We start from the raw sequence: 26267 nt of genomic DNA, 5'->3' as shown, positions 1-26267 counted from the left end.
GACGACCGGGGCCGCCGGGGCGACCTGCGCCGCCGGGACGACCGGCACCGCCGGGTGCGCCCGGACGGAAGCCGCCGGGACGCGGGGCGCCCGGGCGCGGAGCGCCGGGACGAGGAGCCTGCGGGCGCGGGATGTTGCCCGGCGAGGGCCGCTGGCCCATGCCCTGCGAGCTCGAGAAGGGGTTGTTGCCCGGGCGCGGCTGGGCCGGGCGCTGGCCCATGCCCTGCGAGCTCGAGAACGGGTTGTTGCCCGGGCGCGGCTGGGCGCCGCCCGGCTTCGGCCCGCCGGGGCGCGGTGCGGCGCCGCCGGGCTTGGGCCCGGAGGCGGGCTTCACGGCATCGGATGCTGCAGCGGCCTCTGCGGCCGGCGCGGCGGACTCCGCCTGCTGCGCGGCCGCCTTCTCAGCGGCCGCCTTCTCAGCGGCGGCCTTCTCGGCCTGCGCCTGGCGCTCGGCGACCGTCATCGGCGCGTCGGCGACCGGCGCCGCCTCAGCGGCCTCGGGCTTCGGCGCGGCGGCCGGAGGCTTGGGTCCGGGCTTGGGTGCGGCGGGGCGCGCGGGCGCCGCCGAGGGCGCAGCGGCCTGCGCCGCCTTGCCCACTGAACCGTCGGCCTCGAGCGCAGCCTTCAGCTTGCGGGCGACGGGGGGTTCGATCGACGACGACGGGCCCTTGACGTATTCGCCCATCTGCTTGAGCTTCTCGAGGGCGACCTTGGTGTCGACCCCGATCTCGCTCGCGATCTCGTGTACGCGTGGTTTGGCAGCCACAACTCTCCTGTTCCGGGCCTGCACCCGGACAGGGGCAGACCGTGATTAACGGACGGGACTCATTTCGAGCCACTCATGAGTGATCCATCAGCCGTTCAGCCTGTTCTCTACTTCGCTGGTGTCCAGCTCCCCGCGAGTGCGGAGCGCACGCCCGAAAGCGCGTCGCCGCTCGGCGAGCCGGAAGCACTCCAGCGTCGGATGCAGCCACGCACCCCTCCCGGGAAGAGCCGCCGACGCATCGGTGACGACTCGGGATTCTCGGAGGACGACCCTCAGAAGTGAGGATCGCGGGGCGCGCGAACGGCAGCCTATGCACGTTCTGACGGGTTCCATCCTACACCTCCGGCGCTGCCCGGTCGGGACGACGCCCGCGCACTCAGGCCTGGTCGAGCACCGAGTCGGGCTGGATGTCGATCTTGGCGCCCGTGAGCTTCGCGGCGAGGCGGGCGTTCTGGCCCTCCTTGCCGATCGCGAGCGACAGCTGGTAGTCGGGCACGAGCGCGCGCACGGCGCGCAGCGACTCGTCGATGACGAACGCGCTCGTGACCTTCGCGGGCGACAGCGCCGACGCGACGAAGGTCGCGAGGTCGTCGGACCAGTCGACGATGTCGATCTTCTCGTTGCCGAGCTCGGCGGTGACCGCGCGCACGCGCTGGCCGAGTTCGCCGATGCACGCGCCCTTCGCGTTGACGCCGGGCTGGTTGGCCCGCACCGCGATCTTCGAGCGGTGCCCGGCCTCGCGCGCGAGCGAGACGATCTCGACCACGCCCGACGCGATCTCGGGAACCTCGAGCGCGAACAGCTTCCGCACGAGCGCGGGGTGCGTGCGCGACACCGTGATCGACGGACCCTTCAGCCCCTTCGCGACGCTCGTGACGTACACGCGGATCCGCTGCCCGTGCGGGTACTCCTCGCCGGGGACCTGCTCTTCGGGAGGCAGGATCGCCTCGACCGTGCCGAGGTCGATGTGCACCATGCGCGGGTTGGGACCCTGCTGGATCACGCCGGCGACGATGTCGCCCTCGCGCCCGCGGAACTCGCCGAGCACGGCATCGTCGGCGAGGTCGCGCAGGCGTTGGTTGATGACCTGCTTGGCCGCGAAGGCCGCGATGCGCCCGAAGTCGCTGGGGCTGTCTTCGACCTCGCCGATGACCTCGCCCTCTTCGTCGAGTTCGGGAACGTACACCGAGACGTGCCCGGTCTTGCGGTCGAGGTGCGCGCGTGCACCGTTCGGGTTCGCGTGGCCGTGCTGGGCCGGGTTGGTGTGCTTGAGGTACGCCATCAGGATGGCCTGTTCGATGATCTGCACCAGTTCGTCGAACGGGATCTCCTTCTCGCGCTCCATCATGCGAAGCACACTGAGGTCGATTTCCATCGCCGGCTCTCCTCTATTCAGCTCTCATGCCGCATCCCCTCGCTGCGGACCTTCCCACGTTAGCGGATGCAGCGACCGGCCGGGACCGCGGGAGCGGGGTCCCGGCCTGGTCGAACGCGCGAGCGCGGTCCCGGCGTGGTCGTCAGCTTCGCCGGTCGCTCGACCAGACCTGCACCACCGACGGCCGCGGCGCCGCCGCCGTTCCCGGAGCGGTCGAGCCGTAGTCGGGGAACAGCGAGGTCTGTGCTCCGATGGAGCCGTTCTCGCCCGGGTGCTGCACCGCCACGAACACGAGTCCCTCGCGGTCGTGGATCACGGGACCGCAGGTCTCGGCCTCGCGCGGCACCGAGAGGAACTGCTGCACGTGGCCTCGTTCGCGGCCCTCGAGCGGCACCTTGAACAGGCCGTCGTTGAAGCCGATGGTGCCGGGCTGGCCGTCGGTCGAGATCCAGAGGTTTCCCTCGGAGTCGAACGCCAGGTTGTCGGGGCAGGAGATCGGCGACACGAGCTCCTTCGGGAAGCCCGCGAAGTAGGTGTACCCGGTGACGGCAGGGTCGCCGCAGAGCAGCAGGATGCTCCATCCGAAGGTCCGCCCCGCCTGCCCGTCGGTCTCGGTGAGCTCGAGCACGTGGCCGTAGCGGTTGCCGGTGATCGGGTTGGCCTCGTCGACCGGCGACGACGAGCCGCGGTTGCTGTTGTTCGTGAGCGCGACGTAGACCTTGCCCGTCTTCGGGTTGGGCTCGACGTCCTCGGGTCGGTCCATCTTGGTGGCGCCGACGGCGTCGGCCGCGAGCCGGGTGTAGACGAGCACCTCCTCCGTGCTCATGCCCGGCACGACGCTCTCGCCGTCGCGCGTGAGCGCGACCCACTCGCCGATGCCATCGAAGCGGCCGTCGCTCGGCAGCGCACCGGTGCCGGTGATCTCGGCGACCGGCGAGTTGCCCGTGAAGCGCGCGACGTAGAGGTCGCCCTCGCTCAACAGGCGCATGTTCTTCCGGCGGGCGCCGTGGCCCTTGCCGCCGCGATAGCGGTCCCTCGAGACGAACTTGTAGAGGTAGTCGTTGCGCTCGTCGTCGCCCATGTAGGCGACCACGCGTCCGTCGGGCGCGATGATGACGTTCGCGCCCTCGTGCTTGAGCCGGCCCATCGCCGTGTGCTTCAGCGGCGTTGAGGTCGGGTCCTCGGGGTCGACCTCGACGATGTAGCCGAAGCGGTTCGGCTCGTTGACGAAGTCGGGGTTGTGCGCGTCGAACCGCGGGTCGTACGCCTCCCAGCCCGTCTCGGTCGAGGTCGTCGACGAGCCGCTGTAGCGCTTCTGCTGCGGGGTGTCGGCGGCCCACGCGAAGTACCCGTTGAAGTTCTCCTCGCCCGAGAGCACGGTGCCCCAGGGAGTCGTGCCGCCGGCGCAGTTGCCCAGCGTGCCCTTGACCCAGCGTCCCTCGGGGTCTTCTGCGGTCTTCACGAGGTCGGAGCCCGCCGCCCGCCCGGTCAGCTCGAAGACGGTCTCGACGGTGATGCGGCGGTTGCGGCGCCCGTCGACCTGGTACTGCCACGGCTCGCCCTCGCGGCGTCGGCGCAGCTCGACCACGGCCATGCCCTGCGCGGCCTTGCAGATGTCCCCGCGCCGCTGCTTCTCGGCGGGGTCGTCGGTCGGGGCGAACATGATGTTCGGGTTCACGTACTCGTGGTTGGTGACGAGCACGCCCGTCTTGCCGCTCGGGTCGGCGAGGATGTCGAGGTAATCGTTGTTGTAGCCGAACTGGCCGGCCTGGGCCTCGGGCGACTGCGCCGCGAGGTCGAAGGCGGGCGTCGACGAGAACAGCGGGTCGCCCCAGCGGATGACGGGCGCCCACTGGTAGCCCTGCGGGACCGTGAACTCGTCGACGAGCCGGTTCACCGGGGCGATCGGGTCGAACGCGAGCGCCGAGCGCCCGCGGCCGCCGCCCGCGAACGCGGCCGGAGCACCGGCGCCGCCGGCCGCTTCGGCGATCACGAGGCCGATCGCGCCCGCGACGCCCAGGCCGAGCACCGAACGGCGCGTCAGTGCAGCCGAGGCGATGTCGCGGAAGTGCGGGTTGTCGGAGGTGTTGCACTCGGGGCCGAGGCACGCGTTCGCGCACTTCAGCTGGCAGGTCACGGCGGAACGCTTGCCGCTGACGTGGTTCGACATGGGCAGCATGCGCGCGGGGCGCTGGTCGGAGAGCGTCACTTCGGATCCTCACGGTCGACGAACGGAGTCGTGGTCGATCCGAGCGTCGACCCGCCAGGTGACGCGGAGGGGCCGATCGGGTGAACGGAAGGTTCCCGCGACGTGAAGGGTCGGCCGGCGCCGGCCGCGGCATCCGTTCCGCCCCGCTACCGTCAGCCCCAGTACCTCCGCAAGGGGGCGACGCCGGAGCGGTCGCTCAATAGCATGACCGGAATGACACCCGACACGCTCAAGGCGACCGCGAACGCCGCCCAGAACTCGCGCATCTTTCGCACGCTCGCCCGCATCGGCTACGTCGTCCTCGGCATCGTGCATCTGATCATCGGCGCCATCGCCATCTCGATCGCCGTCGGCTCCGGCGGTGGCGAGGCCGACCAAGGCGGTGCGATGGAGCAGATCTCGCGCGTGCCGTTCGGCGTGCTGGTGCTGTGGGTGATCGTCATCGGGCTCGCGGCGCTCGGGATCTGGCAGATCGTGGAGGCGTTCCTCGAGCGCGACCCCGACGCGAAGACGCGATGGGGGCGGCGCATCAAGCAGGTCGGCACCGCGATCGCCTACTTCGCCATCGCCGCCACGGCCCTCGTCTCCGCGCTCGGCGGCAGCTCCGACTCGTCGCAGTCGACCACGGCGTTCAGCGCCGAACTGCTCGCCAACCCCGGCGGCGTCGTACTGCTCGTGCTGGTCGGCCTGGTCACCGTCGGCGTGGGCGTCGCCTTCGTCGTGCGAGGCGCGCGAAAGGATTTCGAGAAGCAGCTCGCGATCCCGCCCGGCAAGGTGGGCGACGGTATCCGCGTGTTCGGCGTCGTCGGATACGTGGCGAAGGGCATCGCCGTCGCCGTGGTCGGCGTGCTGTTCGTCGTCGCCGCGATCACCCACGATCCCGAGAAGGCCGGCGGCCTCGACGCCGCGCTCAAGAGCCTCGCCGAGCTGCCGTTCGGCCAGGTGATCCTCTGGCTCGTCGGCGCGGGGATCATGATCTACGGCGCGTACTGCTTCGCCCGTGCGCGGTACGCACGACTCTGAAGGTCAGCCCCGCAGGGCGGCGACCACGCCGTCGATCGGCACCTGGGTTCGCTCGCCCGTGCGGCGGTCCCACACCTCGACGACGCCGTCGGCGACGCCGCGGCCGGCGATCACGATCTTCGGCACGCCGATGAGCTCGGCGTCGGCGAACTTCACGCCGGGAGAGAGCTTCGGACGGTCGTCGTACAGCACCTCGTACCGCTCGGCCTCGAGATCGGCGACGACCCGCTCGGCGGCGTCGAAGGCGGCCTGGTCCTTGCCGGTGGCGACGACGTGCACGTCGAACGGCGCGACTGAGGCCGGCCAGACGAGGCCCTTGTCGTCGTTGTTCAGCTCGGCGATGATCGCGAGGATGCGCGTGACGCCGATCCCGTACGAGCCCATCGTGACGGTCGCGAGCTTGCCGTTCTCGTCGAGCACCTTGAGCCCCAGGGTCTCGGCGAAGAAGCGACCCAGCTGGAACACGTGGCCGATCTCCATGCCGCGTGCGAGCTCGACGGGGCCCGAGCCGTCGGGCGCGGGGTCGCCCTCGCGCACGTTCGCGGCCTCGACGACGCCGTCGGCGGTGAAATCGCGGCCGGCGACGAGCCCGAACACGTGTTTCTCGTCGAGGTTGGCGCCGGTGATCCACTCGGTGCCGTCGACCACGCGCGGGTCGATGAAGTAGCGGATGCCGGTGGTCGACTCGGCACCGAGCACGGCGCCGCCCTCCGACCACGGGCCGATGTAGCCCTTGACGAGTCCGGGGTGCTTCGCGAAGTCCGCCTCCGTGGCGGCCTCGACCTCGGCGGGCGCGAACGCCACCTCGACCCGCTTGGCCTCGATCTCGCGGTCGCCCGGGATGCCGACGACGACGACCTCGCGGGTCCCGTCGACTTGGGTGAGCGCGAGCACGACGTTCTTCAGCGTGTCGGCCGCGGTCCACTCCCGCCCGTCGGGGCGCGGATACTCGGCGTTCGCGAGGTCGACGAGCGTCGTGATCGTCGGCGTGTTCGGCGAGTCCAGCACGACGGGCGCGGGGAGCCCGTCGAACGGGATCGGATCGGGCGCCACGGTCGTGAACGCTTCGACGTTCGCCGCGTAGCCGCCCGCCGATCGCACGAAGGTGTCCTCGCCGACGGGGGTCGGGTGCAGGAACTCCTCGCTGCGGGCGCCGCCCATCAGTCCGTTGTCGGCCGCGACGATGACGTACTCGAGGCCCAGCCGCTGGAAGATGCGCTCGTACGCGTCGCGCTGCGCCATGTACGAGGCGTCCTGACCCTCGTCGGTGACGTCGAAGGAGTAGGCATCTTTCATCGTGAACTCGCGGCCTCGCAGCAGGCCCGCGCGAGGCCGAGCCTCGTCGCGGTACTTGTCCTGGATCTGATAGATCGTGAGCGGCAGTTCCTTGTACGAGGAGTAGAGATCCTTCACGAGCAGCGTGAACATCTCCTCGTGCGTGGGCGCGAGCAGGTAGTCAGCGCCCTTGCGATCCTGCAGCCGGAAGATACCGTCGCCATAGGAGGTCCAACGACCGGATGCCTCGTACGGCTCGCGCGGCAGCAGGGCCGGGAAGTGCACCTCGTGCGCGCCGGCCGCCGTCATCTCCTCGCGGATGACGCGCTCGATCTTCGCCTTCACCCGCAGGCCGAGCGGCAGCCAGGTGAAGATACCCGGCGCGGCGCGGCGGATGTAGCCGGCGCGCACCAGCAGCCGGTGGCTCTGGACCTCGGCGTCGGCGGGGTCTTCGCGGAGCGTGCGGAGGAAGAAGTTCGTCAGACGTGTGGGCACCCGACGATTCTAGTGAGCGGCGGATGCCGGGCCGGTCAGACCTCCTCGTCGTCCTCTTCGTCGCTCATCGCGAACTCGTCGAGTTCGGACGCCACGGCATCCGCCTCATCGTCACGCGCCTCGCGGCCGGCACCACCGCCGGTACCCTCGTCGAGCATGCCCGTGCCGTCGGGATATCCCGCTTCGTCGGGGTACTCGTATCCGTCGCCGCTCACCGTCGCCCCCTCACCGGATGCCGCGTCCGGGGCATCCCTCGGTGCCGTCACCTTACTCGCGCGACGACGCGCTGTCAGCAGGGCGGGTCAGGCCATGGCGATGGTCAGACCGCCCCGGCGACACCCTGGGCGATCCGGATAAGCGTGTCGAGCGGAACCTGGTCGGACGACGCCTGGGCGAGCGCTCCGTCGAAAGACACGAAGGCGACCGCTCGCCCAGCGGCGTCGGTCCACGAACGGATCGTGAGGCCCGTGCCGGATGGCACGCCGGTCGACTCACCGGGAGGAACAACGCCGAGAAGCCACCCGCCCGTCGGCAGGACGTTCAGTTCGATGTGCGGGGCACCGTCCGTCAGGCATCCACCCTGCCCAATCGCGGCCATCGCCCCGTAGACTCCCGGTCCGGCCTCGGCCGGACCGTTGCCGTCGACGAGGGTCACGCCTTCGACGCCCAGGAGCGCGGGCAGGTCGAGATCAGCCGCGAGCGTCGCGCAGTCCACCCGGGTCGCAGCTTCGAGCGGCGCGAAGTCATGCGGTTGCTCGGCCGCCCGCGGTGCGATCAGTGCGACGAGCTGGTCGGCGGCGTCCGCCGGATCGATGCCGTCCGCGGTGTAAACGACACCCGCGACCCAGTCTTCGCCGACGGTCACGCTGAATGAGCAGGCCGCCCCGTAGCAGTAGGGCTGGCTCGCGCTCTGCGCGGCGACCTCGTCGCCGGCCTGCGACGCCGGAATGACCGTCACGCTGACGACGGAGCCTTGATCCGCCGCCAGCCACATGCAGTGCACCCCTCCGAGCGCAGCGACGGCGGCGTGCCCGCCCCCCATATCGTCGAGAGGCGTGACCGCTTGCCGCGCGACGACCAGTCCCGTGACCGTGGAGACCTCCTCCGGCGAAAGCACAGCGTCGCAGTCGCCGTCGAACAACCTTGTGCTCACCGCTTCGGGGGTCGCCTTCGGGGCTGCCATCGGCGCGGCGGACGTCGGAGCAGGTGCCTCGGCGGATGCGCCAGGCAACGTGCAAGCGGCGAGCAAGAGAACGGATCCTGCAGCGAGCGCTGCGGCGGGGACGCGACGGGTCACGCCATGACGGTATCGGATGCCTCGAACAGGACGCGGGCGCGGGTCATCACGATCCCATCACGCCGGGTCAGGCGGTGACGACGGTCGGCGAACCGACCGCGGCATCCGTGCCCATCTCGTCGGCGATGCGGTTGGCCTCGGCGATCAGCGTCTCGACGATCTCGGACTCGGGCACCGTCTTGATCACCTCGCCCTTGACGAAGATCTGGCCCTTGCCGTTGCCGGATGCCACGCCGAGGTCGGCCTCGCGGGCCTCGCCCGGCCCGTTGACGACGCAGCCCATGACGGCCACGCGCAGCGGCACCGTCATGCCCTCGAGGCCGTCGGTGACGTCGTTCGCGAGCTTGTACACGTCGACCTGCGCACGCCCGCACGACGGGCAGGAGACGATCTCGAGCTTGCGCTCGCGCAGGTTCAGCGACTGCAGGATCTGCAGGCCGACCTTCACCTCCTGTGCGGGCGGCGCGGAGAGGGACACCCGGATGGTGTCGCCGATGCCCTCGCCGAGCAGGATGCCGAACGCCGTGGCGCTCTTGATCGTGCCCTGGAACTCGGGACCGGCCTCGGTGACGCCGAGGTGGAGCGGCCAGTCGCCCCGCTCGGCGAGCGTGCGGTACGCCTTCACCATGACGATGGGGTCGTTGTGCTTGACCGAGATCTTGAAGTCGTGGAAGTCGTGCTCCTCGAACAGGCTCGCCTCCCAGACGGCCGACTCGACGAGCGCTTCGGGCGTCGCCTTGCCGTACTTCTGCAGCAGGCGCGGGTCGAGCGAGCCCGCGTTGACGCCGATGCGCAGCGAGACGCCGGCCTCCTTCGCGCGGCGCGCGATCTCGCCGACCTGGTCGTCGAACTTGCGGATGTTGCCCGGGTTCACGCGAACCGCGGCGCATCCGGCGTCGATCGCGGCGTAGACGTAGTTCGGCTGGAAGTGGATGTCGGCGATGACCGGGATCTGGCTCTTCTTCGCGATGATCGGCAGCGCCTCGGCGTCATCGCGGCTCGGCACCGCCACGCGCACGATGTCGCAGCCGGAGGCGGTCAGCTCGGCGATCTGCTGGAGGGTCGCGTTGATGTTCGTCGTCGGCGTCGTCGTCATCGACTGCACGCTCACGGGGGCGTCGCCACCGACGAGCACCTTGCCCACCTTGATCTGGCGGGACTTCCGTCGGGGAGCCAGGACTTCGGGGACCTTCGGCATTCCGAGATTCACAGCAGGCACGTGTCGAGTCTACTTCCGCGCGGATGGACGCCGGCTGCGAGCGGGTGCGTCAGGCGCAGCCGTCGTAGATCGGCATGGGTGCCCGGACCCTCGTGACGGTGACCGGAGCCTCCCAGTTGCCCCAGTCGACGAAATCCACACCGATCCGCACCTTGTGGACGCTCCCGTCACCCCACGTCTCGTCACGTTCGATGTAATCGAGGTAGGGACCCGAGCATCCGCTCGGATTCACCTGCAACCCGGGCATCGCCTCGAGATCCGTCCACGATGTGCCCGCCTGGACACCCTGAATGGTCGTCAGAGCGATTCCCGCCAGTGCAGATTCGGTGAACACGACGGAATAGCTCGGCCGATGCAGTGTTCGAGGCTCGGCCGCGAAGTCCGCCCAGCGATCGACGAAGCGGTTCTCCCACAGTTCGAAGCCGCCCCATCGGTGCACCGTGTTCGGCGGGAAATGATTGTTGCCGCTGTGCTCCTCGTCGATCGGAGGGGCTCCGAAGACCCGGCTCAGCGTCTCGATGGCCGGCCCAGCCGGTGCGAGGTAATCCAGGGATGCGACGACGGTTCCCTCAGCGTCGCGAAGCTCGACCGATTCGGGCCGCGCGACCAGCGATGTCACCGTGGTCAACGGGTCGACCTGGTCGGGCGTCGGCGTCGGCGCCGCGGTCGGCGCGGGCGACGGCGACGCGGCGTCCGTGGACGCCGGCGCCGGGCCGAAGCATCCGGTGAGGGCGAGCATGAGCGAGATCACGGCGGCGGTGAGGGCGCCGGCGCGGAGCGTTCGGGACATCGGTCTCCTGGTTCGAATGAGATCCGCGCGAGCGGCTCGCTCCCCATTCTGGCGGCGCCGCGAACAGGCCGCCGTCGCAGCGCATCACGATCCGGCAACGCCCGCCCGGGGGGAGATCGCCGCCCGATGCCGTCAGCGCCCCGAGTCCTCCTCGCGCCGCTCCTGCTGCTGCTCGCTCGCGTGCTCCTCACGGATGCGCCGGCCGAGCTCGATGTCCTTCTGCTCCTGCTCCTGGGCCTTGTCGATCTTCCTCGTGTCGCGCGGCGGCAACTGGATGCGCTCCTCGGCCTCGATGCCGGCCTGCAGTTGCCGCCCGCGCTCGAGCTCGGCATCGAACTCGGCGCCGAACAGCAGCGCGAGGTTCGCGATCCACAGCCAGAGCAGGAACACGATCGGCCCTGCGAAGGAGCCATAGGTGCGGTCGTAGTTCGAGAAGTTCGCGACGTACAGCGCGAACCCGGCCGAGGCGATCACCAGGGCGATGATCGCGACGACGGCGCCGAGGCTGATCCAGCGGAACTTCGGCTGCTTCGCGTTGGGTGTCGCGTAGTACAGGATCGCGATGATCAGCACCACAACGACGGCCAGCACCGGCCACTTCGCGATCTCCCACACGATCTTCACGGCCTCGCCGAGGCCGAGCGCCTCGCCGATCGCGTCGGTCACGGGGCCGGAGACGACGAGGATGATGGCGACGACGACGAGGAGCACCAGCGACACGACGGTGACGAGGAGCTGGATCGGGCGCAGCTTCCAGAATGGGCGCCCCTCCTCGATCTCGTAGATCCGGTTCATCGCGTTGCCGAAGGCGCTGACATAGCCGGTGGCCGACCAGATCGCGACCAGGAGACCGGTGACGAAGCCGAGCCCTGCGGCTGGCGAGGAGGCGAACTCCTCGAGCGGGCCGCGGATCATCTCGAGCGCATCGGAGGGCACGATGCCCTCGAACACCGCGAGCAGCGATTCGACGGCCCGTCCGCCCTGGCCGACGAGCACGAGCAGCGACGCGAACGCGAGCAGGCCGGGGAACAGGGCCAGCACGCCGTAATAGGTGAGCGCGGCCGCGAGGTCGGTGCACCGGTCGGACATGAACTCGCGGTAGGTCTTGCGCAGGACGTAGAGCCAGGAGCGCTTGCTCACCTCCGGCGGCGAGTCGGGCTTGCGCGGATCCTCCGCCGCCGGTGCGCGCTTGTCCTGCTCGCGCTCCTCGTTCGCTCGCGTCTGGGCCATTGGTCGCCTCCGTATGGTGCTCGGATGCTCCATGCTCGGTCGATCCCTCGGCGAACGGCAGGGTCTGGCTTTCGGGGAGCCGAGGACGTACCCTGCGCGGTGCTGCCGGCCGCGACCGCCGGCCGCGCTCGTGCTCCTACCCGGTGACCGCCGACGTGTCGAGCGGCGGCTCGGTCGCGGCGACGACCTCGTCGGCGCTCACGCCCGGCGCGAGCTCGACGAGGCGCAGCCCGTCGGGGGTCACGTCGATGACGGCGAGGTCGGTGATGATCCGGTCGACCACTCCCCTGCCGGTGAGCGGCAGCGAGCACTCGCGCACGATCTTGGGCGATCCGTCCTTCGCCACGTGCTCCATGAGCACGATGCGCCGGCGGGCGCCGTGCACGAGGTCCATCGCGCCGCCGGGGCCCTTCACCATCTTCCCCGGGATCATCCAGTTCGCCAGGTCGCCCGTCGCGGACACCTGCATGGCGCCGAGGATCGCGGCGTCGACCTTGCCCCCGCGGATCATGCCGAAGCTCGTCGCCGAGTCGAAGAACGCGGCGCCCGGCAGCACGGTGACGGTCTCCTTGCCGGCGTTGATGAGGTCGGGGTCGACCTCGTCCTCGGTCGGGTACGGCCCGACGCCCAGGATGCCGTTCTCGGACTGCAGCACGACGGTCACGGCGGCGGGCACGTAGTTCGGCACGAGGGTCGGCAGCCCGATGCCGAGGTTCACGTACGAGCCGTCGGCCAGCTCCTTCGCCGCGCGCGCGGCCATCTCGAAGCGGGTGAGCGCCATGGTCAGTTCCCCTCTCCGGCCGCGCGCACGGTTCGGCGCTCGATCCGCTTCTCGATGTCGCGGCCCACCTCGACGACACGGTCGACGAAGATGCCCGGCAGGTGCACCGAATCGGGGTCGATCGCCCCGGGCTCGACGAGCTCCTCGACCTCGGCGACGCAGACGCGCCCGGCCATCGCCGCGAGCGGCGAGAAGTTGCGCGCCGACTTGTCGAACACGAGGTTGCCATGCCGGTCGCCGCGGAGCGCGTGCACGAGCGCGAAGTCGGTCGTGATCGCCTCCTCGAGCACGAACTCGCGTTCCTCGCCGCGCACCGTGAACGTCTGCACGGGCTTGGGCGCCGAGGCCTCCGCGATGCTGCCGTCGGACGCGTAGCGGCGCGGCAGGCCGCCCTCGGCGACCTGCGTGCCGACGCCCGTCTGCGTGAAGAACGCGGCGATGCCGGCGCCGCCGGCGCGCAGCTTCTCGGCGAGCGTGCCCTGCGGGGTGAGCTCGAGCTCGAGCTCGCCCGAGAGGTACTGCCGCTCGAACTCCTTGTTCTCGCCGACGTACGAGGAGGTCATCTTGCGGATGAGGCCGGCGCCGAGCAACAGCCCGAGCCCCCAGTCGTCGACGCCGCAGTTGTTCGAGACGACGGAGAGGTCGCCGACGCGCCGCTCGAGCAACGCCTGGATCAGCACCGATGGGATGCCGCAGAGGCCGAAGCCGCCGACCGCGAGGGATGCCCCGCGCGGGATGTCGGCGACCGCCTCGGCGGCGGACGGCACGGTCTTGTCGAGTGTCATGATGCGACCTCCTTGTCGACGTGGGCGGGCGGTGCGGATGTCTCCGCGGCGGTGGCCGCGGCGACGTGGGCCTCGATCACGGGGATGACGTGGACGAGTCCTCCTGCAGTCATGATGATGCTGTAGTGGTTGACGTCGCGCACCTCCCGTGTGCGGAGCGTCGGAAGACGGAGGGCCCACTGTTCGGGGATGCCGGGGGCGTAGAGACCCTCGGGCTGGTCGAGCAGGCCGCGCTCCGCGCGGAGGAACTCGATCGGCACGTCGAGGGCGGCGAGCGCGGCCGCGTAGCCCGCCGAGCCGTCGAGTTCGAGCGCGTTCACCGCGATCGCCTCGGGGCGGGCCGACGACCGGAGCTCGGGCGCTTCGCCGTCGAGGTCGTAGCGCACGTACGCCTCGACCGCGTCGTTCCAGTACGGGCCGACGCCGGGATGGTCGCGCCAGAAGTCGACATACGCCTCGGGGGACGCGAACCGCATCGAGAGGCGCGCGAGCGCAGGTCCCAGTACCGCCTTCGCGGCCTCCTCGGCCGGGATGCCGGGCGGCGGCTCGAGCGGCAGGCCGCCGTCGACGAGCACGAGGGACTCGACCCGGTCGGGGTGGCGCTCGGCCAGCCGCACGGCGACGAACCCGCCCATCGAGTGGCCGGCCACCACGGCGCGATCGATGCCTCGGGCGTCGAGCGCGCGCGCGAGGTCGTCGGCGTGGTCGACCAGTCCGTACGGCCCCGGCAGCCCGCTGCTTCGGCCGCGGCCGCGCAGGTCGGGTGCGAGCACACGCGTGCCCGGCAGGGTCTCCGCGGCAAGGCTCCAGGCGAGGTGGTTCGCCGTGATGCCGTGCACGGCGAGCAGGGCCGGGCCCGGGGCATCCGCCCGCCAGTCGCCCGCGGCGAGCTCGCCGCCGGCGACCGGCACCCGGACCGCTTCGTACGTCGTCATCTCGCGCTCCATCCGCCGTCCATCGTGTAGCTCGCGCCGGTCACCATGCGCGCGTCGTCGCCAGCGAGCCAGAGGGCGAGGCTCGCGACCTCCGCGGGCTCCACCAAGCGCTTGACCGCCGACTCGGTGAGCATGATCCGCGGCACGACCTCGTCCTCGGGGATGCCGTGCAGCCGCGCCTGGTCGGCGATCTGCTTCTCGACGAGCGGCGTGCGCACGTAGCCCGGGTTGATGCAGTTGGAGGTGACGCCGTGCGCGCCGCCCTCGAGCGCAGTGACCTTCGAGAGCCCCTCGAGGCCGTGCTTGGCCGCGACGTACGCCGACTTGTACGGCGACGCGCGCAGGCCGTGCACGCTCGAGACGTTGATCACGCGCCCGAAGCCGCGCGAGTACATGCCCGGCAGGGCCGCCCGGATGAGCAGGAACGGCGCCTCGAGCATGACCCGCAGCAGCAGCGAGAACCGGTCGGGCTCGAACTCCTCGATGGGGCGCACGTGCTGCAGGCCCGCATTGTTGACCAGCAGGTCGGCGTCGAGCGCGAGTTCGGCGAGCCCGGCGGTGTCGGCGAGGTCGACGGTCCAGGCGGTGCCACCCAGGCGATCGGCCGCGGCTTCGGCCGCCGCGCCGTCGAGGTCGGCGATGGTCACGTGGGCGCCCGCGGCGGCGAACGCCTCGGCGATGGCCAGGCCGATGCCGCCGGCGCCGCCGGTGACGAGGGCTCTGCGCCCCGTGAGGTCGGTCATGCGTGGGTCCTTCCGATGGGAAAGGTGCGAACGTCGGGAACGTTCAGGGAATGGGCGACGGGCCCGCGCTCAGGCATCCGTCGTCTCCAGGGGTTCGGCGGGATGGCTGCGCCGGCCCGTGCGGATGCGCCCGGGCAGGCCGGCGATGCCGCCCGGCAGGAAGAGCACCACGAGCACGAACAGGGTGCCGAGGATGAACAGCGGCTCCGACAGCGGGATCCGCAGCACGTCGGGCAGCGCCTCGATCGCCGGCGACCCGGCGAGCGCGGTCAGGCGCTGGTCGAGCAGCGTGTAGACGATGCCGCCGACGATCGCGCCCCAGCGATAGCCGACGCCGCCCAGCACCACGATCACGAGGATCGTGAGCGTAAAGTCGGCGGTCGCGATCCGCGGAGCCGCGCCCGACTGCAGGAGCAGGTAGCCCATGCCTGCGACGGCGGCCAGCACCGAGGCGACGACGAAGACGAGCAGGCGCACGGTGTACGGCCGCACGCCGATCACCCGGACGCGCAGCTCGTTCTCGCGGGCCGCCTCGGCCACGTGGCCGGCGCGGCTGCGCTCGACCCAGAGCACCACGAGGTACACGAGCACGAGCACGCCGAGGGCCATCCAGTACAGGTTGCGCGTGTGCACGACGCCGACGAGCCCCTCGGGCACGTGCGTGATGTCGAGCGCGAGCCCCTCGTCGCCGCCGGTCGCCTGCTCGGGGTTGCGGCGGATCAGCACCGAGCCGGCCTGGGCGAACGCGAGCGTCACCATGGCGAACGAGATGCCGGTCACCCGCAGCGCGAGGGCGCCCACCGTGAGGGCGAGCACCAGCCCGAAGACGAGCGTCACCCCGATCGCCGCCGTGAATGCCAGGCCCGAGGGCAAGTCGCTCGGTGCGAACGCGTCGAGGGCCATGCCGAGCCCGTAGGCGCCCGCCGCGAAGAACAGCGCGTGTCCGAACGAGAGGAGCCCCGCCAGGCCGAACAGCATCCGGTAGCTGAGGGCGAGCGCCGCGATGAGCAGGGCGAACGCGAGCAACTGCAGCGTGCCGGGCGTGTACGTGGGTCCGGGGAGTACTCCGGGCACGTCGATCGCGAGCAGGGGCAGTACCGCGAGGGCGGCCACCGCCACGAGTCCGCCGCCGACGAGCAACCACCGCCGGCGCGAGGCGCGCGCGGGCGCGCCGGTGCCGGTCGCGCCGGTCGAGCCCGTCAGGTCGTCCTGCGTCATGTCGTCCTCCCGAGGAGTCCACGCGGGCGCACGAGCAGCACCGCGGCGAGCGCCACGACGACGACGAAGTCGCCCGTGCCGGCCAGGTAGAAGTTGGCGAACTGCTGGAGCACGGCGACGAGCACCGAAGCGATCGCGGCGCCCGTGAGCGAGCCGAGCCCCCCGATCACCGTCACGATGAAGGCGAAGATCAGCAGCACGCTGCCGAGGTGAGCCGACACGTAGCCGTAGTAGACCGACGCGAGCACGCCCCCGAGGCCCGCGGCGGCCCCGCCGATCGCGAACACGAGCGTGAACGCGCGGCGCACGTCGATGCCGAGTGCGGTGACCATGTGCCGGTTCTCGACGCCGGCCCGGATGATGAGCCCGTACCGCGTCCGGTGCAGGAACAGCACGATGCCGCCGAGCACGAGCACCGCGCACGCGATCAGCAGGAAGCGGTCGTTCGGGATCCGGGCGCCGAGGACCGTGGTGGTCTCGGTGAGCCAGTCGGGGCGCTCGGTGTAGATCGGGTCGGTGCCCCAGATCCCCTCGAACAGCGCGACGCTCGCGAGCGAGAGCCCGACGGTGACGAGCGCCTGCTCGATGTGTCGCTCGTAGAGGCGGCGGATGATGAGGAACTCGGTCGCGGCGGCGACGATCGCGCCGACGGCGACGCCCACGAGGGCCGAGAGCCCGAGCCCGAGCCACGTGCCGTCGGACACGCGACGCCCGACCTCCCAGCCGAGGAACGCCGAGATGGTGAGGAACGAGCCGTGCGCGAAGTTCAGCACGCCCATGAGCCCGTAGATCAGCGAGAGGCCGCTCGCCACGAGGAAGTAGAGCGCGCCGAGGCCGAGCCCGGTGACGAGGAGCAGGACGACGGTGTCCATCAGGCCGCCTCCCCCGCGTCGTGCACGCCGAGGTGGCGCCGGAGCATCGCCTCGTCGTCGAGCAGGTCGGAGGCCTCGCCGTCGTAGACGACCCGGCCGCCCGAGAGCACCACGGCGCGGTGCGCGAGAGCGCGGATGACCGCGAGGTTCTGCTCGACGAGCAGGATCGGCACGGTCTTCGCCGCCTCGGCGAGCGCGACCGCGACCTCGTCGACGATCTTGGGCGCGAGCCCCTTCGTCGGCTCGTCGACGAGCAGGAGCCGGTTCTCGTTCACGAGCGCGCGGCCGAGCGACACCATCTGCTGCTGTCCTCCGGAGAGCGTTCCGGCGCGTTGGTCGCGCCGGTCGTGGAGGTCGGGGAAGAGTCGGCGCACCTCGTCGCGGCGGGGCGAGCGGTCCCGTTCGGCGAGGCGGAGGTTCTCGGCGACGGTGAGGCCGCCGAACACCTCGCGATCCTCGGGCACGTAGCCGACGCCGAGCTGCACGATCCGATGCGTCGGCAGCCTGTCGATGCGGGTCCCGGCGAGGCTCATCTCGCCGGTGCGGTCGATGAGGCCGAGGATGGATCGTATGGTCGACGTCTTGCCGACGCCGTTGCGGCCGAGCAGCGCGGTGACGCCCGTCGCGGCGACGTCGAACGAGACGTCCTCGACCACGAGTTGCCCGGCGATGCGTCCGGTGAGGCCGCGGACGGTGAGGATGGGCTGGGCCGGCGAGGACTCGCTCACATCCCCTCCCCGAGGTAGGCGGACTGGACGGTCGGGTTCGCCATCACGGCCTCCGGGGTGTCGACGGCGAGCAGTTCGCCGTGGTGCATGACGGCGATCCGGTCGGCCAGGCCGAGGACGACGTCGAGGTGGTGTTCGACCATGAGCACGGTGCGGCCGCCGCGGTGCAGGCCGCGGATCACCTCGGCGAGCGCGGGCACGTCGGCCGAACCGACGCCCGCCATGGGCTCGTCGAGCAGGATGACGCGCGGCTCCATCGCGATGAGCATCGCGATCTCGACCTTGCGCTTCTCGCCGTGGGCGAGCCCGCCGGCGAGGCGGTCGCCCGCGTCCGCGAGGCCGACGTCGGCGAGCGCGTCGCGGGCCCGCTCGGTCGCGGCATCCGTCGGTCGCGGGGTGCGGAAGACGGATGCCGCGGCGCCGAGGTCCGCCTGCGCGGCGAGCCGCACGTTCTCGAGCACGGTGAGTGCCGGGAACAGGCTCGAGGTCTGGAAGGTGCGGCCGAGGCCGGCGGCGGCCCGCCGGTGGACCGGTTCGCGCGTCACGTCGCGGCCGTCGAGCACGACGCGCCCCTCGGTGGGCCGTACGACCCCCGAGACGACGTTGAACAGCGTCGTCTTGCCGGCGCCGTTGGGGCCGATCACCCCGAGGAGCTCGCCGGCCGGCACGGCCAGCGAGACCTCCTTCAGGATGCGGGCTCCCCCGATGGCGAGGCCCACCCGCTCGAGCTCGAGCACGGCGTCGTCGGCGACGAGGCCGGCCACGGTCACTCGCCCGCGACGGGCGGCGCGACCTCGTCGGCGTCCACCGTGTCGACGAGCTCGGGGACCCAGTTCGCGCCGTCCTGCACGAGCTTCACCTGGTACATCGGCTGGATGAGGGCGTGGTCCTCGGCGCGGACGGTGATCTCGCCCTTCACCGACTCGAAGGTCCATCCTTCGAGCGCGTCGATCATGCCGTCGACGGTGTCGCCGCCCTCGCGGATGGCGTGCACGATCATCTGCGCGGCGACGAAGCCGTCGGGCGAGAACAGGTCGGGCGTGGCTCCCGCCTCCTCGAGGGAGGCGATCATGGCCGCCTCGACGTCGGTGCCGGACGCGCCGCCGAAGTAGTGGTTCAGGAACGAGATGCTCGCGCCCGCCTCGCCGTACGCGCCGTAGGTGGAGACGTCGCCGAGTCCCGTGACGACCGGTGCGACGTCGAAGACGCCCTGCTGCGCGAGCGAGGTCCACATCGCGCCGGATGACGCGCCGGCCCACGCGACGAACACGAGGTCGGGCGCGGCCTGGAGGATCTGCTGCGCGAAGGGCGTGAACTCCGTCGCGTCCTCGGCCACGAGCACGCCCTCGACGGTCGCCCCCTGTCCGCCCAGCACGGCCTGCACGCCGGCGAGGTTGCCCTGGCCGAACGCGGTGTCCTGGGCGAAGACGACGACCTTCTTGCCGGCCGGGTCGCCGATGAAGGTGCCGGCCGTCGCGACGTCCTGGTAGGTCTGCCGGCCCGAGCGGAACGTGTAGTCGTTCACGCCCGTGACGGCATCGGTCGCGGCGGGACCCGAGATGTAGAGCACTCGGTTCTGCTCGGCCTGCTCGGCGAGCGAGGTCGCGATGCCCGACACGACGGTGCCGGCGAGGATCTGCGTGCCCTGGCCGATGAGGTCCTTCGCCTTGGCCACCGCGGTGTCGGGGTTGCCCTGGTCGTCGGCCCAGGTGATCTCGATCTCGCGGCCGTCGACGGCGCCCGTGCCGTCGGTCGCGTAGTCGAGGCCCGCCTCGAACCCCGCGGTGTAGGCCTCGCCGTAGGCGGCGAGCGGCCCGGTCTGCGAGGTGATCATGCCGACGCTGACGGCCGCGGCGGTCGACGCGTCGCCACCGCCCTCGCCTCCGCCGGCGAGGTCGGGCGCGCAGCCGGTCAGGGCGAGGGCGGCGATCGCGGCGACGGCCGCGAGACGGTGTGTGGGAGTGGTGCGCATGTGCATGATGGGGTCTCTTCTCGGGTCAGGCGACGGATGCCGCGGTCTCGGACTGCGTACGGGCCCTGTCGGCCGCGTCGACCTCGCGCAGGTCGAGGCCGCGGGTCTCACGCGCCACCGCGACCGCGACGAGCGTGATGGCGCAGGCGATCGCGACGTAGATCGCGACGGGCACGCTCGAGCCGTACTGGCCGAGCAGGCTCGTGGCGATGATCGGCGCGAGCGAGCCGGCGAAGATCGAGGTGACCTGGTAGCCCAGCGAGACGCCCGAGTAGCGCATGCGCGTCGGGAACATCTCGGCCATGATGGCCGGCTGGGCGGCGTACATCGCGGCGTGGAAGACGAGGCCGATCGCGATCGCGGCCCAGATCAGCAGCGGGTTGCCGGTGTCCATCATCGGGAAGGCGAAGAACGCCCACGTCGCGCCGGCGATCGCACCCGCCGCGTACACGGGCTTGCGGCCGAACCGGTCGGAGAGCCGGCCCGCGATCGGGATCGCGACGAAGTGCACGACGTGCGCCGCGACGAGCAGGAGGAGCGTGTTCGACGTGCCCTCCTTCACGACCTGGGTCAGGTAGACGATCGAGAACGTCACGACGACGTAGTAGAGGATGTTCTCCGCGACGCGCAGGCCCATCGCGGTGAGGACGCCGCGCGGGTAGCGCCGGATGACCTCGAGCACGCCGTAGCCGACCGCCTTCGCCTCCTCGCGATCGGCCTGCATCTCGAGGAAGATCGGCGCGTCGGTCACCTTGGTGCGGATGTACCAGCCGATGAGCACGATCACCGCCGACAGCCAGAACGCGACGCGCCAGCCCCAGCCGAGGAACGCGGCCTCGGTGAGCGTTGCCGAGAGCACGTAGAGCACGAGCGTCGCGAGCAGGTTGCCGACGGGCACGGCCGCCTGCGGCCAGCTGGCCCAGAAGCCGCGCGAGCGCGCGGGGCTGTGCTCGGCGACCAGCAGCACGGCGCCGCCCCACTCGCCGCCGAGCGCGAAGCCCTGGAGGAAGCGCAGGAGCACGAGGAGCGCCGGCGCGAGCAGGCCCACCTGCGCGTACGTCGGCAGGCAGCCGATGAGGAAGGTCGCGACGCCGATGAGGATGATGCTGAACTGGAGCAGGCGCTTCCGCCCGTACTTGTCGCCGAGATGGCCGAAGACGATGCCGCCCAGCGGCCGCGCGATGAAGCCCACGGCGTAGGTGAGGAAGGCGGCGATGATGCCCGCGTACGGGTCGTCGGAGGGCGGGAAGAACGCCGTGCCGAACACGAGCGTCGCGGCCGACGCGTAGAGGAAGAACTCGTACCACTCGACGACGGTGCCGGCCATCGAGGCGGTCACCACCCGCCGCAGGCCGCTCGTCGGCGTCGCCTGGGGGGAAGCCGTGGTCTGGGTCATCCGATGCTCCTTTGCATTGAATCGACGTGGCGGCGTGGGGGCCGCCGCCTCGTCGATTCTGGTTGCACGCGGGCGCACGTCCAATACGGAGTTCCGCAGGCCCGATGTGCGGATTCGCACATCGCCGGTCGTGCCGGACCCGGGCATCGACACAGGGCAGCCGACGTAGACTGCCTGCGGACGTACCGCTGCTGACGAAGGAGTCACCCGAATGCCCACCACCGATGTCGTCATCCTCGCCGGCGCCCGCACGCCGTTCGGACGCATCAGCGGCAACCTCGCCGCCCGCACCGCCGTCGAACTCGGCACCGTCGCGATCCGCGGCGCGCTCGAGCGCGCCGGGGTCTCCCCCGACGACGTCGACCAGGTGATCATGGGCCAGGTGCTGCAGGCCGGAGCCGGCCAGAACCCCGCCAAGCAGTCGGCGGTCGCCGCCGGCATCCCCTGGCGCGTGCCCGCCACGACGGTCAACAAGGTCTGCCTCTCCGGACTCGTCGCGATCACCGATGCCGCACGGCTCATCCGCGCCGGCGAGGCCGACGTCGTCGTCGCGGGCGGCCAGGAGTCCATGACCAACGCCCCGCACCTGCTGCCCGGCTCCCGTGCGGGCAAGGCCTACGGGTCGTGGGACCTGCTCGACCACGCCGCGCACGACGGCCTGACCGACGCCTTCGACCACGACTCGATGGGCGCCTCGACCGAGCGCTTCAACGGCCGGTACGGCATCGGCCGCGCCGAGCAGGACGAGGTGGCCGCCGCCTCGCACGTGCGCGCCGGCGCGGCGCAGTCGTCCGGCGTGTTCGCTGACGAGATCGTCGCGGTCGAGATCCCGCAGCGCAAGGGCGACGCCGTGGTGGTCGACACCGACCAGGGCGTGCGCCCCGACTCGACTCCAGAGACGCTCGCGGGTCTGCGGCCCGCCTTCGCCGCCGACGGCTCGATCACCGCTGGCAACTCCTCGCCGATCTCCGACGGCGCGGCCGCCGTCGTCGTCGCGAGCCGGGCCTGGGCCGAGGAGCGCGGGCTGCCCTGGCTGGCCCTCATCGGGGCGTCCGGCCAGGTCGCCGGACCCGACAACTCGCTGCACTCGCAGCCGTCGAACGCGATCGCCGCCGCGCTCGAGCGGCAGGGATGGTCGGCTGCCGACCTCGACGTGGTCGAGATCAACGAGGCCTTCGCGGCCGTGTCGCTGCAGTCGGCACGCGACCTCGACCTCGACCTCGAACGGGTCAACGCGCACGGCGGCGCCATCGCGCTCGGGCATCCGATCGGCGCGTCGGGTGCGCGACTCGCGCTGCACGCGGCGCTCGAACTCGCGCGACGCGGCAGCGGACGCGCCGCGGTCGCGCTCTGCGGCGGCGGCGGCCAGGGCGAGGCGCTGCTGCTCTCGCGCTAGCGTCGCGACGGATGCCACGATGTGGACATGACCACCACGGGGCATCCGCCGCTCGACCACCGCCTCCGGCGCATGACCGGACGCGACCCGAACGAGCCGCACCGCGCGGCCACCCCGCTCGAGCTGCTCTTCGACCTCACCTTCGTCGTCGCGTTCAGCCAGGCCGGCGCGCAGGCCGCCCACCTGCTGGAACTCGGACACTGGGTCGCCGCGGCCGCGGCGTTCGCGTTCGCGGTGTTCGCCATCTGGTGGGCCTGGATCAACTACTCGTGGCTCGCCTCGGCGTACGACAACGACGACGTCTTCTTCCGGGTCGCGACGATGGTGGCGATGCTCGGCGTGCTCGTCGTGGCCCTCGGCGTGCCCGACCTGTTCCACTCCATCGACGAGGGTGCGCACGTCGACAACGGCGTCCTCGTCGCCGGCTACGTGGTCATCCGCATCGCGACGATCGCGCTGTGGCTGCGGGTCGCTCGGCACGACCCGCCGAGGCGGCGCACCGCCATGACCTACGTGAAGTTCGTCTCAGCCGCGCAGGCCGGCTGGATCGTGCTCATCTTCGTGAACCTGCCGCTCGGCCCGACGCTCGCGTGCTCGGCCGTGCTGATCGCGCTCGAGCTCGTCGGGCCGTACATCGCCGAGCACGGCCGCGAGGGCGGCACGCCGTGGCATGCGCACCACATCGCCGAGCGCTACGGGCTGCTCGTGATCATCACGCTCGGCGAGGTCGTGCTCGGCACGATCTTCGCGATCTCGGCCGTGGTCGAGGAGCAGTCGTGGTCGCTCGAGGCGGCGATGGTCGCCTTCGGCGGCACGGCGCTCGCGTTCGGTCTGTGGTGGGTGTACTTCACGATGCCGTCGGGCAAGGTGCTGGCCCGATTCCGGCCCCGCGGGTTCGTGTGGGGCTACCTGCACTACTTCATCTTCCTGGCGCTCGCGGCGACCGGCGCGGGCCTGCACGTCGCGGCCTACGAGATCGAGGGCGTCGCCCACATCGGCATCGTCGAGGCGCTCGCGACCGTGGCGATGCCCGTCGCCCTGTTCCTGGTCGCGCTGTTCACGATCTACTCGCTGCTGCTGCGCCAGTTCGACCCGTTCCACATCTGGCTGTTCGTCGGCAGCGTGGTCGTGCTCGGCATCGCGCTGGTCGCGGTCGCGCTCGGAGCGAGCTTCGGCACCGGCATCCTCATCACGGCGGCGTCGCCGTTCGTGATCGTCGTCGGCTACGAGACCGTCGGCCACCGGCACCAGGCCGAGGCGCTGCACCGCGCGCTCGACGCCTGACTCGCGAGGCCAGCCCGCGTCAGAAGATCGCGACCGGCTTCACGATGTCCGCGTAGATGAGCAACGCGCTCATCGCGCCGAGCACGACGACCACGCCGAGCGTGATCGGCATGAGCTTCGCGAGGTCGACGGGGCCCGGGTCGGGCCGGCGGAAGAGCTTCGCGAACCCGCGCCGGATCGCCTCCCAGAGCGCGCCCGCGATGTGGCCGCCGTCGAGCGGCAGCAGCGGGATCAGGTTGAACACGAAGAGCGCGATGTTCAGCGACGCGAGGATGCCGACGAGGCCCGCCGTCTTGTCGACGACCTCCAGTTGGTCGGTCGCGGCGACCTCCCCGGCGAGCCGGCCGACGCCCACGACGCTCAGCGGGCCGTTCGGGTCGCGCTCCCCCGGCCCGAACGCCGCGTTCGCGACATCGATCATGCGCTGGGGTAGGTTGAAGATGATCCCCGCGACGCCCGAGATCTGCTGGCCGACCGCGGGCAGCACCTCGCTGGCCGGCTGGGGCACGCGGGCGACGGTCGGCCCGATGCCCACGAACCCGGCCTCGACGGTCAGCGCCTCGCCCGAGGCATCCGTCAGGACCTCGCCGTTCTCGTCGAGCGCGTACCGCTCGCTGAGCATCGGCGTGACCTGCAGCTCGACCGGCTCGCCGTCGCGCTCGACGACCATCGCGAGCTCCTCGCCCGGGTGGTCGCGGATGATCGCGGTCGACTCGTCCCAACTGTCGATCGGCTCGTCGTCGATGGACACGATCACGTCGCCGGGCTCGAGGCCGGCCGCGGCACCGGGCGCCTCGGGGTCGCCGGCGGCGCACGTCGTACGCTCGCTCGTCGCCGGCAGCGCGCACTCGGAGACGGACCCGACGGTGGGGATCACCTGCTGCGGGCCGAAGCCCATGACGAGCACCGCGAACAGCGCGACCCCCAGCACGAGGTTCATGAACGGGCCGCCGAACATGACGATGATCCGCTTCCACACGGGCAGCAGGTAGAACGCGCGGTGCTCGTCGCCCGGCGTGATCGTCTCGGCGCTCGACTCGCGCGCGTCCTGCACCAGGCCGCGGAAGAACCCGGTCGAGTCCTCCTTGGCGTGCTCGCCCTTCGCCGGCGGGAACATGCCGATCATCGAGATGTAGCCGCCGAACGGGATGGCCTTCACGCCGTACTCGGTCTCGCCGCGGCGCCGCGACCAGATCGTCGGCCCGAAGCCGATCATGTACTGGGTGACCTTGACGCCGAACAGCTTCGCCGGAACCAGGTGCCCGATCTCGTGCAGGCCGATCGACACGGCGAGGCCCACGGCGACGATCACGACGCCGATCACGAACGCGAGCACGGAATCCACCCGACGAGCGTACTGCCGGTTGCTCCGCGTGGGCTGAGCCCGCCGTCAGCCCTTCGCGATGCGCGCGCGAGCGGCGCGGCGGGCGGATGCCTCCGCCTCGGCGAGCGAGCCCACCGTGAGGGCTCCGTCGGAGGCCTCGTGCGCCTCGACGACCGTGCGCACGGTGTCGACGATGTCGGTGAACCGGATGCGCCCGGCGTGGAACGCCGCCACGGCCTCCTCGTTGGCCGCGTTGTAGACCGCGGGGTACTCGCCCCCCGCGCGGCCGACCTGCTTGGCCAGGGCCACGGCCGGGAACGCCGCCTCGTCGAGCGGCTCGAAGGTCCACGACTGCGCGCTCGTCCAGTCGAGCGGGCGGCCCACACCGCCGACGCGATGCGGCCAGTCGAGCCCGAGCGAGATGGGCAGGCGCATGTCGGGCGGCGAGGCCTGCGCGATCGTCGACCCGTCGATGAACTCGACCATCGAGTGCACGATCGACTGCGGGTGCACGACCACGTCGATGCGGTCGTAGTCGACGTCGAAGAGGAGGTGCGCCTCGATCACCTCGAGCCCCTTGTTGACGAGGGTCGCCGAGTTGGTGGTGACGACGAGGCCCATGTCCCACGTGGGGTGGGCGAGCGCCTCGGCCGGGCTGACCTCGTCGAGCTCCTCGCGGCGACGGCCGCGGAACGGACCGCCCGACGCCGTCAGCACGAGCCGGCGGACCTCGTCGGCGGCACCCGAGCGCAGCGCCTGGGCGATCGCCGAGTGCTCGGAGTCGACGGGCACGATCTGGCCCGGCCGCGCGAGGCGCGTGACGAGGTCGCCGCCCACGATGAGCGACTCCTTGTTGGCCAGCGCGAGGGTCGTGCCGCGCTCGAGCGTCGCGAGGGTCGGCGCGAGGCCGACCGAGCCCGTGATGCCGTTGAGCACCACGTCGGCGTCGACGTCGCGGACCAATTGCACGGCCTCGTCGATGCCGACGGCCGTGTGCTCGACGCCGAACGCGGCCGCCTGCTCGGCGAGCCGGGCCCGATCGGTGCCGACGCCGAGGCCGACGACCTCGAAACGGCGCGGGTTCGCCCGGATCACGTCGAGGGCCTGCGTGCCGATGGAACCGGTCGAACCGAGGATGATCACGCGCTTCACGC

25 protein-coding genes are annotated in these 26267 nt (G+C 71.4%); 3 read left to right on the top strand and 22 right to left on the bottom strand.

Annotation, left to right across the window (positions count from 1 at the left end):
• The 4 genes from GE115_RS16745 to GE115_RS16730 form a co-directional block, all read right to left on the bottom strand.
• Positions 1-766 (bottom strand): translation initiation factor IF-2 N-terminal domain-containing protein (locus tag GE115_RS16745; protein WP_312855294.1); only part of this gene is annotated, 766 nt, incomplete at its 3' end.
• 87 nt (positions 767-853) lie between these two features.
• A complete protein-coding gene (locus GE115_RS16740; RefSeq protein WP_153685897.1) occupies positions 854-1099 on the bottom strand; it encodes a YlxR family protein in 246 nt (81 codons plus the stop codon).
• A gap of 43 nt (positions 1100-1142) precedes the next feature.
• Entirely contained in the window at positions 1143-2141 is a 999-nt protein-coding gene (gene nusA / locus GE115_RS16735) for a transcription termination factor NusA (protein WP_153685896.1), read from the bottom strand.
• 142 nt (positions 2142-2283) lie between these two features.
• Positions 2284-4311 (bottom strand): PhoX family protein, encoded by a 2028-nt coding sequence (locus GE115_RS16730; RefSeq protein WP_153685915.1) that lies wholly within the window; start codon positions 4309-4311, stop codon positions 2284-2286.
• Positions 4312-4563: 252 nt separating this feature from the next.
• On the opposite strand from GE115_RS16730, the gene GE115_RS16725 reads away from it, so the two are divergent.
• The gene (locus GE115_RS16725; protein ID WP_153685895.1) at positions 4564-5373 is read left to right on the top strand and encodes a DUF1206 domain-containing protein; all 810 of its coding nucleotides are present in this window, start codon (positions 4564-4566) and stop codon (positions 5371-5373) included.
• A 3-nt stretch (positions 5374-5376) separates the two neighbouring features.
• On the opposite strand, the gene GE115_RS16720 is transcribed toward GE115_RS16725, so the two are convergent.
• The 16 genes from GE115_RS16720 to GE115_RS16645 all read right to left on the bottom strand — a co-directional run bounded on the left by GE115_RS16720 (position 5377) and on the right by GE115_RS16645 (position 21109).
• Positions 5377-7143: a proline--tRNA ligase gene (locus GE115_RS16720; protein ID WP_312855293.1), complete on the bottom strand. Its 1767-nt coding sequence runs from the start codon at positions 7141-7143 to the stop codon at positions 5377-5379.
• A gap of 35 nt (positions 7144-7178) precedes the next feature.
• Positions 7179-7358: a hypothetical protein gene (locus GE115_RS16715; RefSeq protein WP_153685894.1), complete on the bottom strand. Its 180-nt coding sequence runs from the start codon at positions 7356-7358 to the stop codon at positions 7179-7181.
• Positions 7359-7462: 104 nt separating this feature from the next.
• Positions 7463-8440, bottom strand: a complete 978-nt coding sequence (locus GE115_RS16710; protein WP_153685893.1) for a hypothetical protein — start codon at positions 8438-8440, stop codon at positions 7463-7465.
• A 67-nt stretch (positions 8441-8507) separates the two neighbouring features.
• The gene (ispG, locus tag GE115_RS16705; RefSeq protein ID WP_153685913.1) at positions 8508-9638 is read right to left on the bottom strand and encodes a flavodoxin-dependent (E)-4-hydroxy-3-methylbut-2-enyl-diphosphate synthase; all 1131 of its coding nucleotides are present in this window, start codon (positions 9636-9638) and stop codon (positions 8508-8510) included.
• Between the two features lie 70 nt (positions 9639-9708).
• Positions 9709-10398, bottom strand: coding sequence for a hypothetical protein (locus tag GE115_RS16700; RefSeq protein ID WP_153685892.1), 690 nt, complete (start codon positions 10396-10398; stop codon positions 9709-9711).
• A 183-nt stretch (positions 10399-10581) separates the two neighbouring features.
• Complete coding sequence (locus tag GE115_RS16695; protein WP_153685891.1) at positions 10582-11679, bottom strand: YihY/virulence factor BrkB family protein; 1098 nt, start codon at positions 11677-11679, stop codon at positions 10582-10584.
• A gap of 136 nt (positions 11680-11815) precedes the next feature.
• A complete protein-coding gene (locus GE115_RS16690) occupies positions 11816-12460 on the bottom strand; it encodes a CoA transferase subunit B (RefSeq protein WP_172979991.1) in 645 nt (214 codons plus the stop codon).
• A 2-nt stretch (positions 12461-12462) separates the two neighbouring features.
• A complete protein-coding gene (locus GE115_RS16685; protein ID WP_153685890.1) occupies positions 12463-13245 on the bottom strand; it encodes a CoA transferase subunit A in 783 nt (260 codons plus the stop codon).
• Positions 13242-14180 (bottom strand): alpha/beta hydrolase, encoded by a 939-nt coding sequence (locus GE115_RS16680; RefSeq protein WP_246190858.1) that lies wholly within the window; start codon positions 14178-14180, stop codon positions 13242-13244. Before GE115_RS16680 ends, GE115_RS16685 begins: the two co-directional genes overlap by 4 nt.
• Complete coding sequence (locus tag GE115_RS16675) at positions 14177-14923, bottom strand: 3-hydroxybutyrate dehydrogenase (protein ID WP_153685888.1); 747 nt, start codon at positions 14921-14923, stop codon at positions 14177-14179. Before GE115_RS16675 ends, GE115_RS16680 begins: the two co-directional genes overlap by 4 nt.
• Before the next feature lie 69 nt (positions 14924-14992).
• Entirely contained in the window at positions 14993-16141 is a 1149-nt protein-coding gene (locus tag GE115_RS16670; protein ID WP_153685887.1) for a branched-chain amino acid ABC transporter permease, read from the bottom strand.
• Positions 16138-17013, bottom strand: coding sequence for a branched-chain amino acid ABC transporter permease (locus GE115_RS16665; protein WP_153685886.1), 876 nt, complete (start codon positions 17011-17013; stop codon positions 16138-16140). Before GE115_RS16665 ends, GE115_RS16670 begins: the two co-directional genes overlap by 4 nt.
• Positions 17013-17741 carry an ABC transporter ATP-binding protein gene (locus GE115_RS16660; RefSeq protein WP_312855292.1) on the bottom strand — a complete coding sequence of 243 codons (729 nt, stop codon included), beginning with the start codon at positions 17739-17741 and terminating at the stop codon, positions 17013-17015. The genes GE115_RS16665 and GE115_RS16660 overlap by 1 nt, the downstream gene beginning before the upstream one ends.
• A complete protein-coding gene (locus tag GE115_RS16655; RefSeq protein ID WP_312855291.1) occupies positions 17738-18505 on the bottom strand; it encodes an ABC transporter ATP-binding protein in 768 nt (255 codons plus the stop codon). Before GE115_RS16655 ends, GE115_RS16660 begins: the two co-directional genes overlap by 4 nt.
• A 2-nt stretch (positions 18506-18507) precedes the next feature.
• Complete coding sequence (locus tag GE115_RS16650; RefSeq protein ID WP_153685885.1) at positions 18508-19713, bottom strand: substrate-binding domain-containing protein; 1206 nt, start codon at positions 19711-19713, stop codon at positions 18508-18510.
• A gap of 25 nt (positions 19714-19738) precedes the next feature.
• A complete protein-coding gene (locus tag GE115_RS16645; RefSeq protein WP_153685884.1) occupies positions 19739-21109 on the bottom strand; it encodes an MFS transporter in 1371 nt (456 codons plus the stop codon).
• A 211-nt stretch (positions 21110-21320) separates the two neighbouring features.
• On the opposite strand from GE115_RS16645, the gene GE115_RS16640 reads away from it, so the two are divergent.
• Positions 21321-22505: an acetyl-CoA C-acetyltransferase gene (locus tag GE115_RS16640; protein WP_153685883.1), complete on the top strand. Its 1185-nt coding sequence runs from the start codon at positions 21321-21323 to the stop codon at positions 22503-22505.
• A 27-nt stretch (positions 22506-22532) separates the two neighbouring features.
• Positions 22533-23789, top strand: a complete 1257-nt coding sequence (locus GE115_RS16635; protein WP_216648860.1) for a low temperature requirement protein A — start codon at positions 22533-22535, stop codon at positions 23787-23789.
• 19 nt (positions 23790-23808) lie between these two features.
• Here the strand turns inward: GE115_RS16635 and GE115_RS16630 are convergent, their stop codons facing one another.
• A complete protein-coding gene (locus GE115_RS16630; RefSeq protein WP_312855290.1) occupies positions 23809-25134 on the bottom strand; it encodes a M50 family metallopeptidase in 1326 nt (441 codons plus the stop codon).
• Between the two features lie 45 nt (positions 25135-25179).
• Positions 25180-26265, bottom strand: coding sequence for a 1-deoxy-D-xylulose-5-phosphate reductoisomerase (dxr, locus tag GE115_RS16625; protein WP_312855289.1), 1086 nt, complete (start codon positions 26263-26265; stop codon positions 25180-25182).
• Positions 26266-26267 lie beyond the last annotated feature (2 nt).

The organism is Agromyces agglutinans, from assembly GCF_009647605.1.
In the GTDB taxonomy this organism is placed as follows: domain Bacteria; phylum Actinomycetota; class Actinomycetes; order Actinomycetales; family Microbacteriaceae; genus Agromyces; species Agromyces agglutinans.
This window is presented reverse-complemented; position numbering and strand designations above follow the sequence as displayed.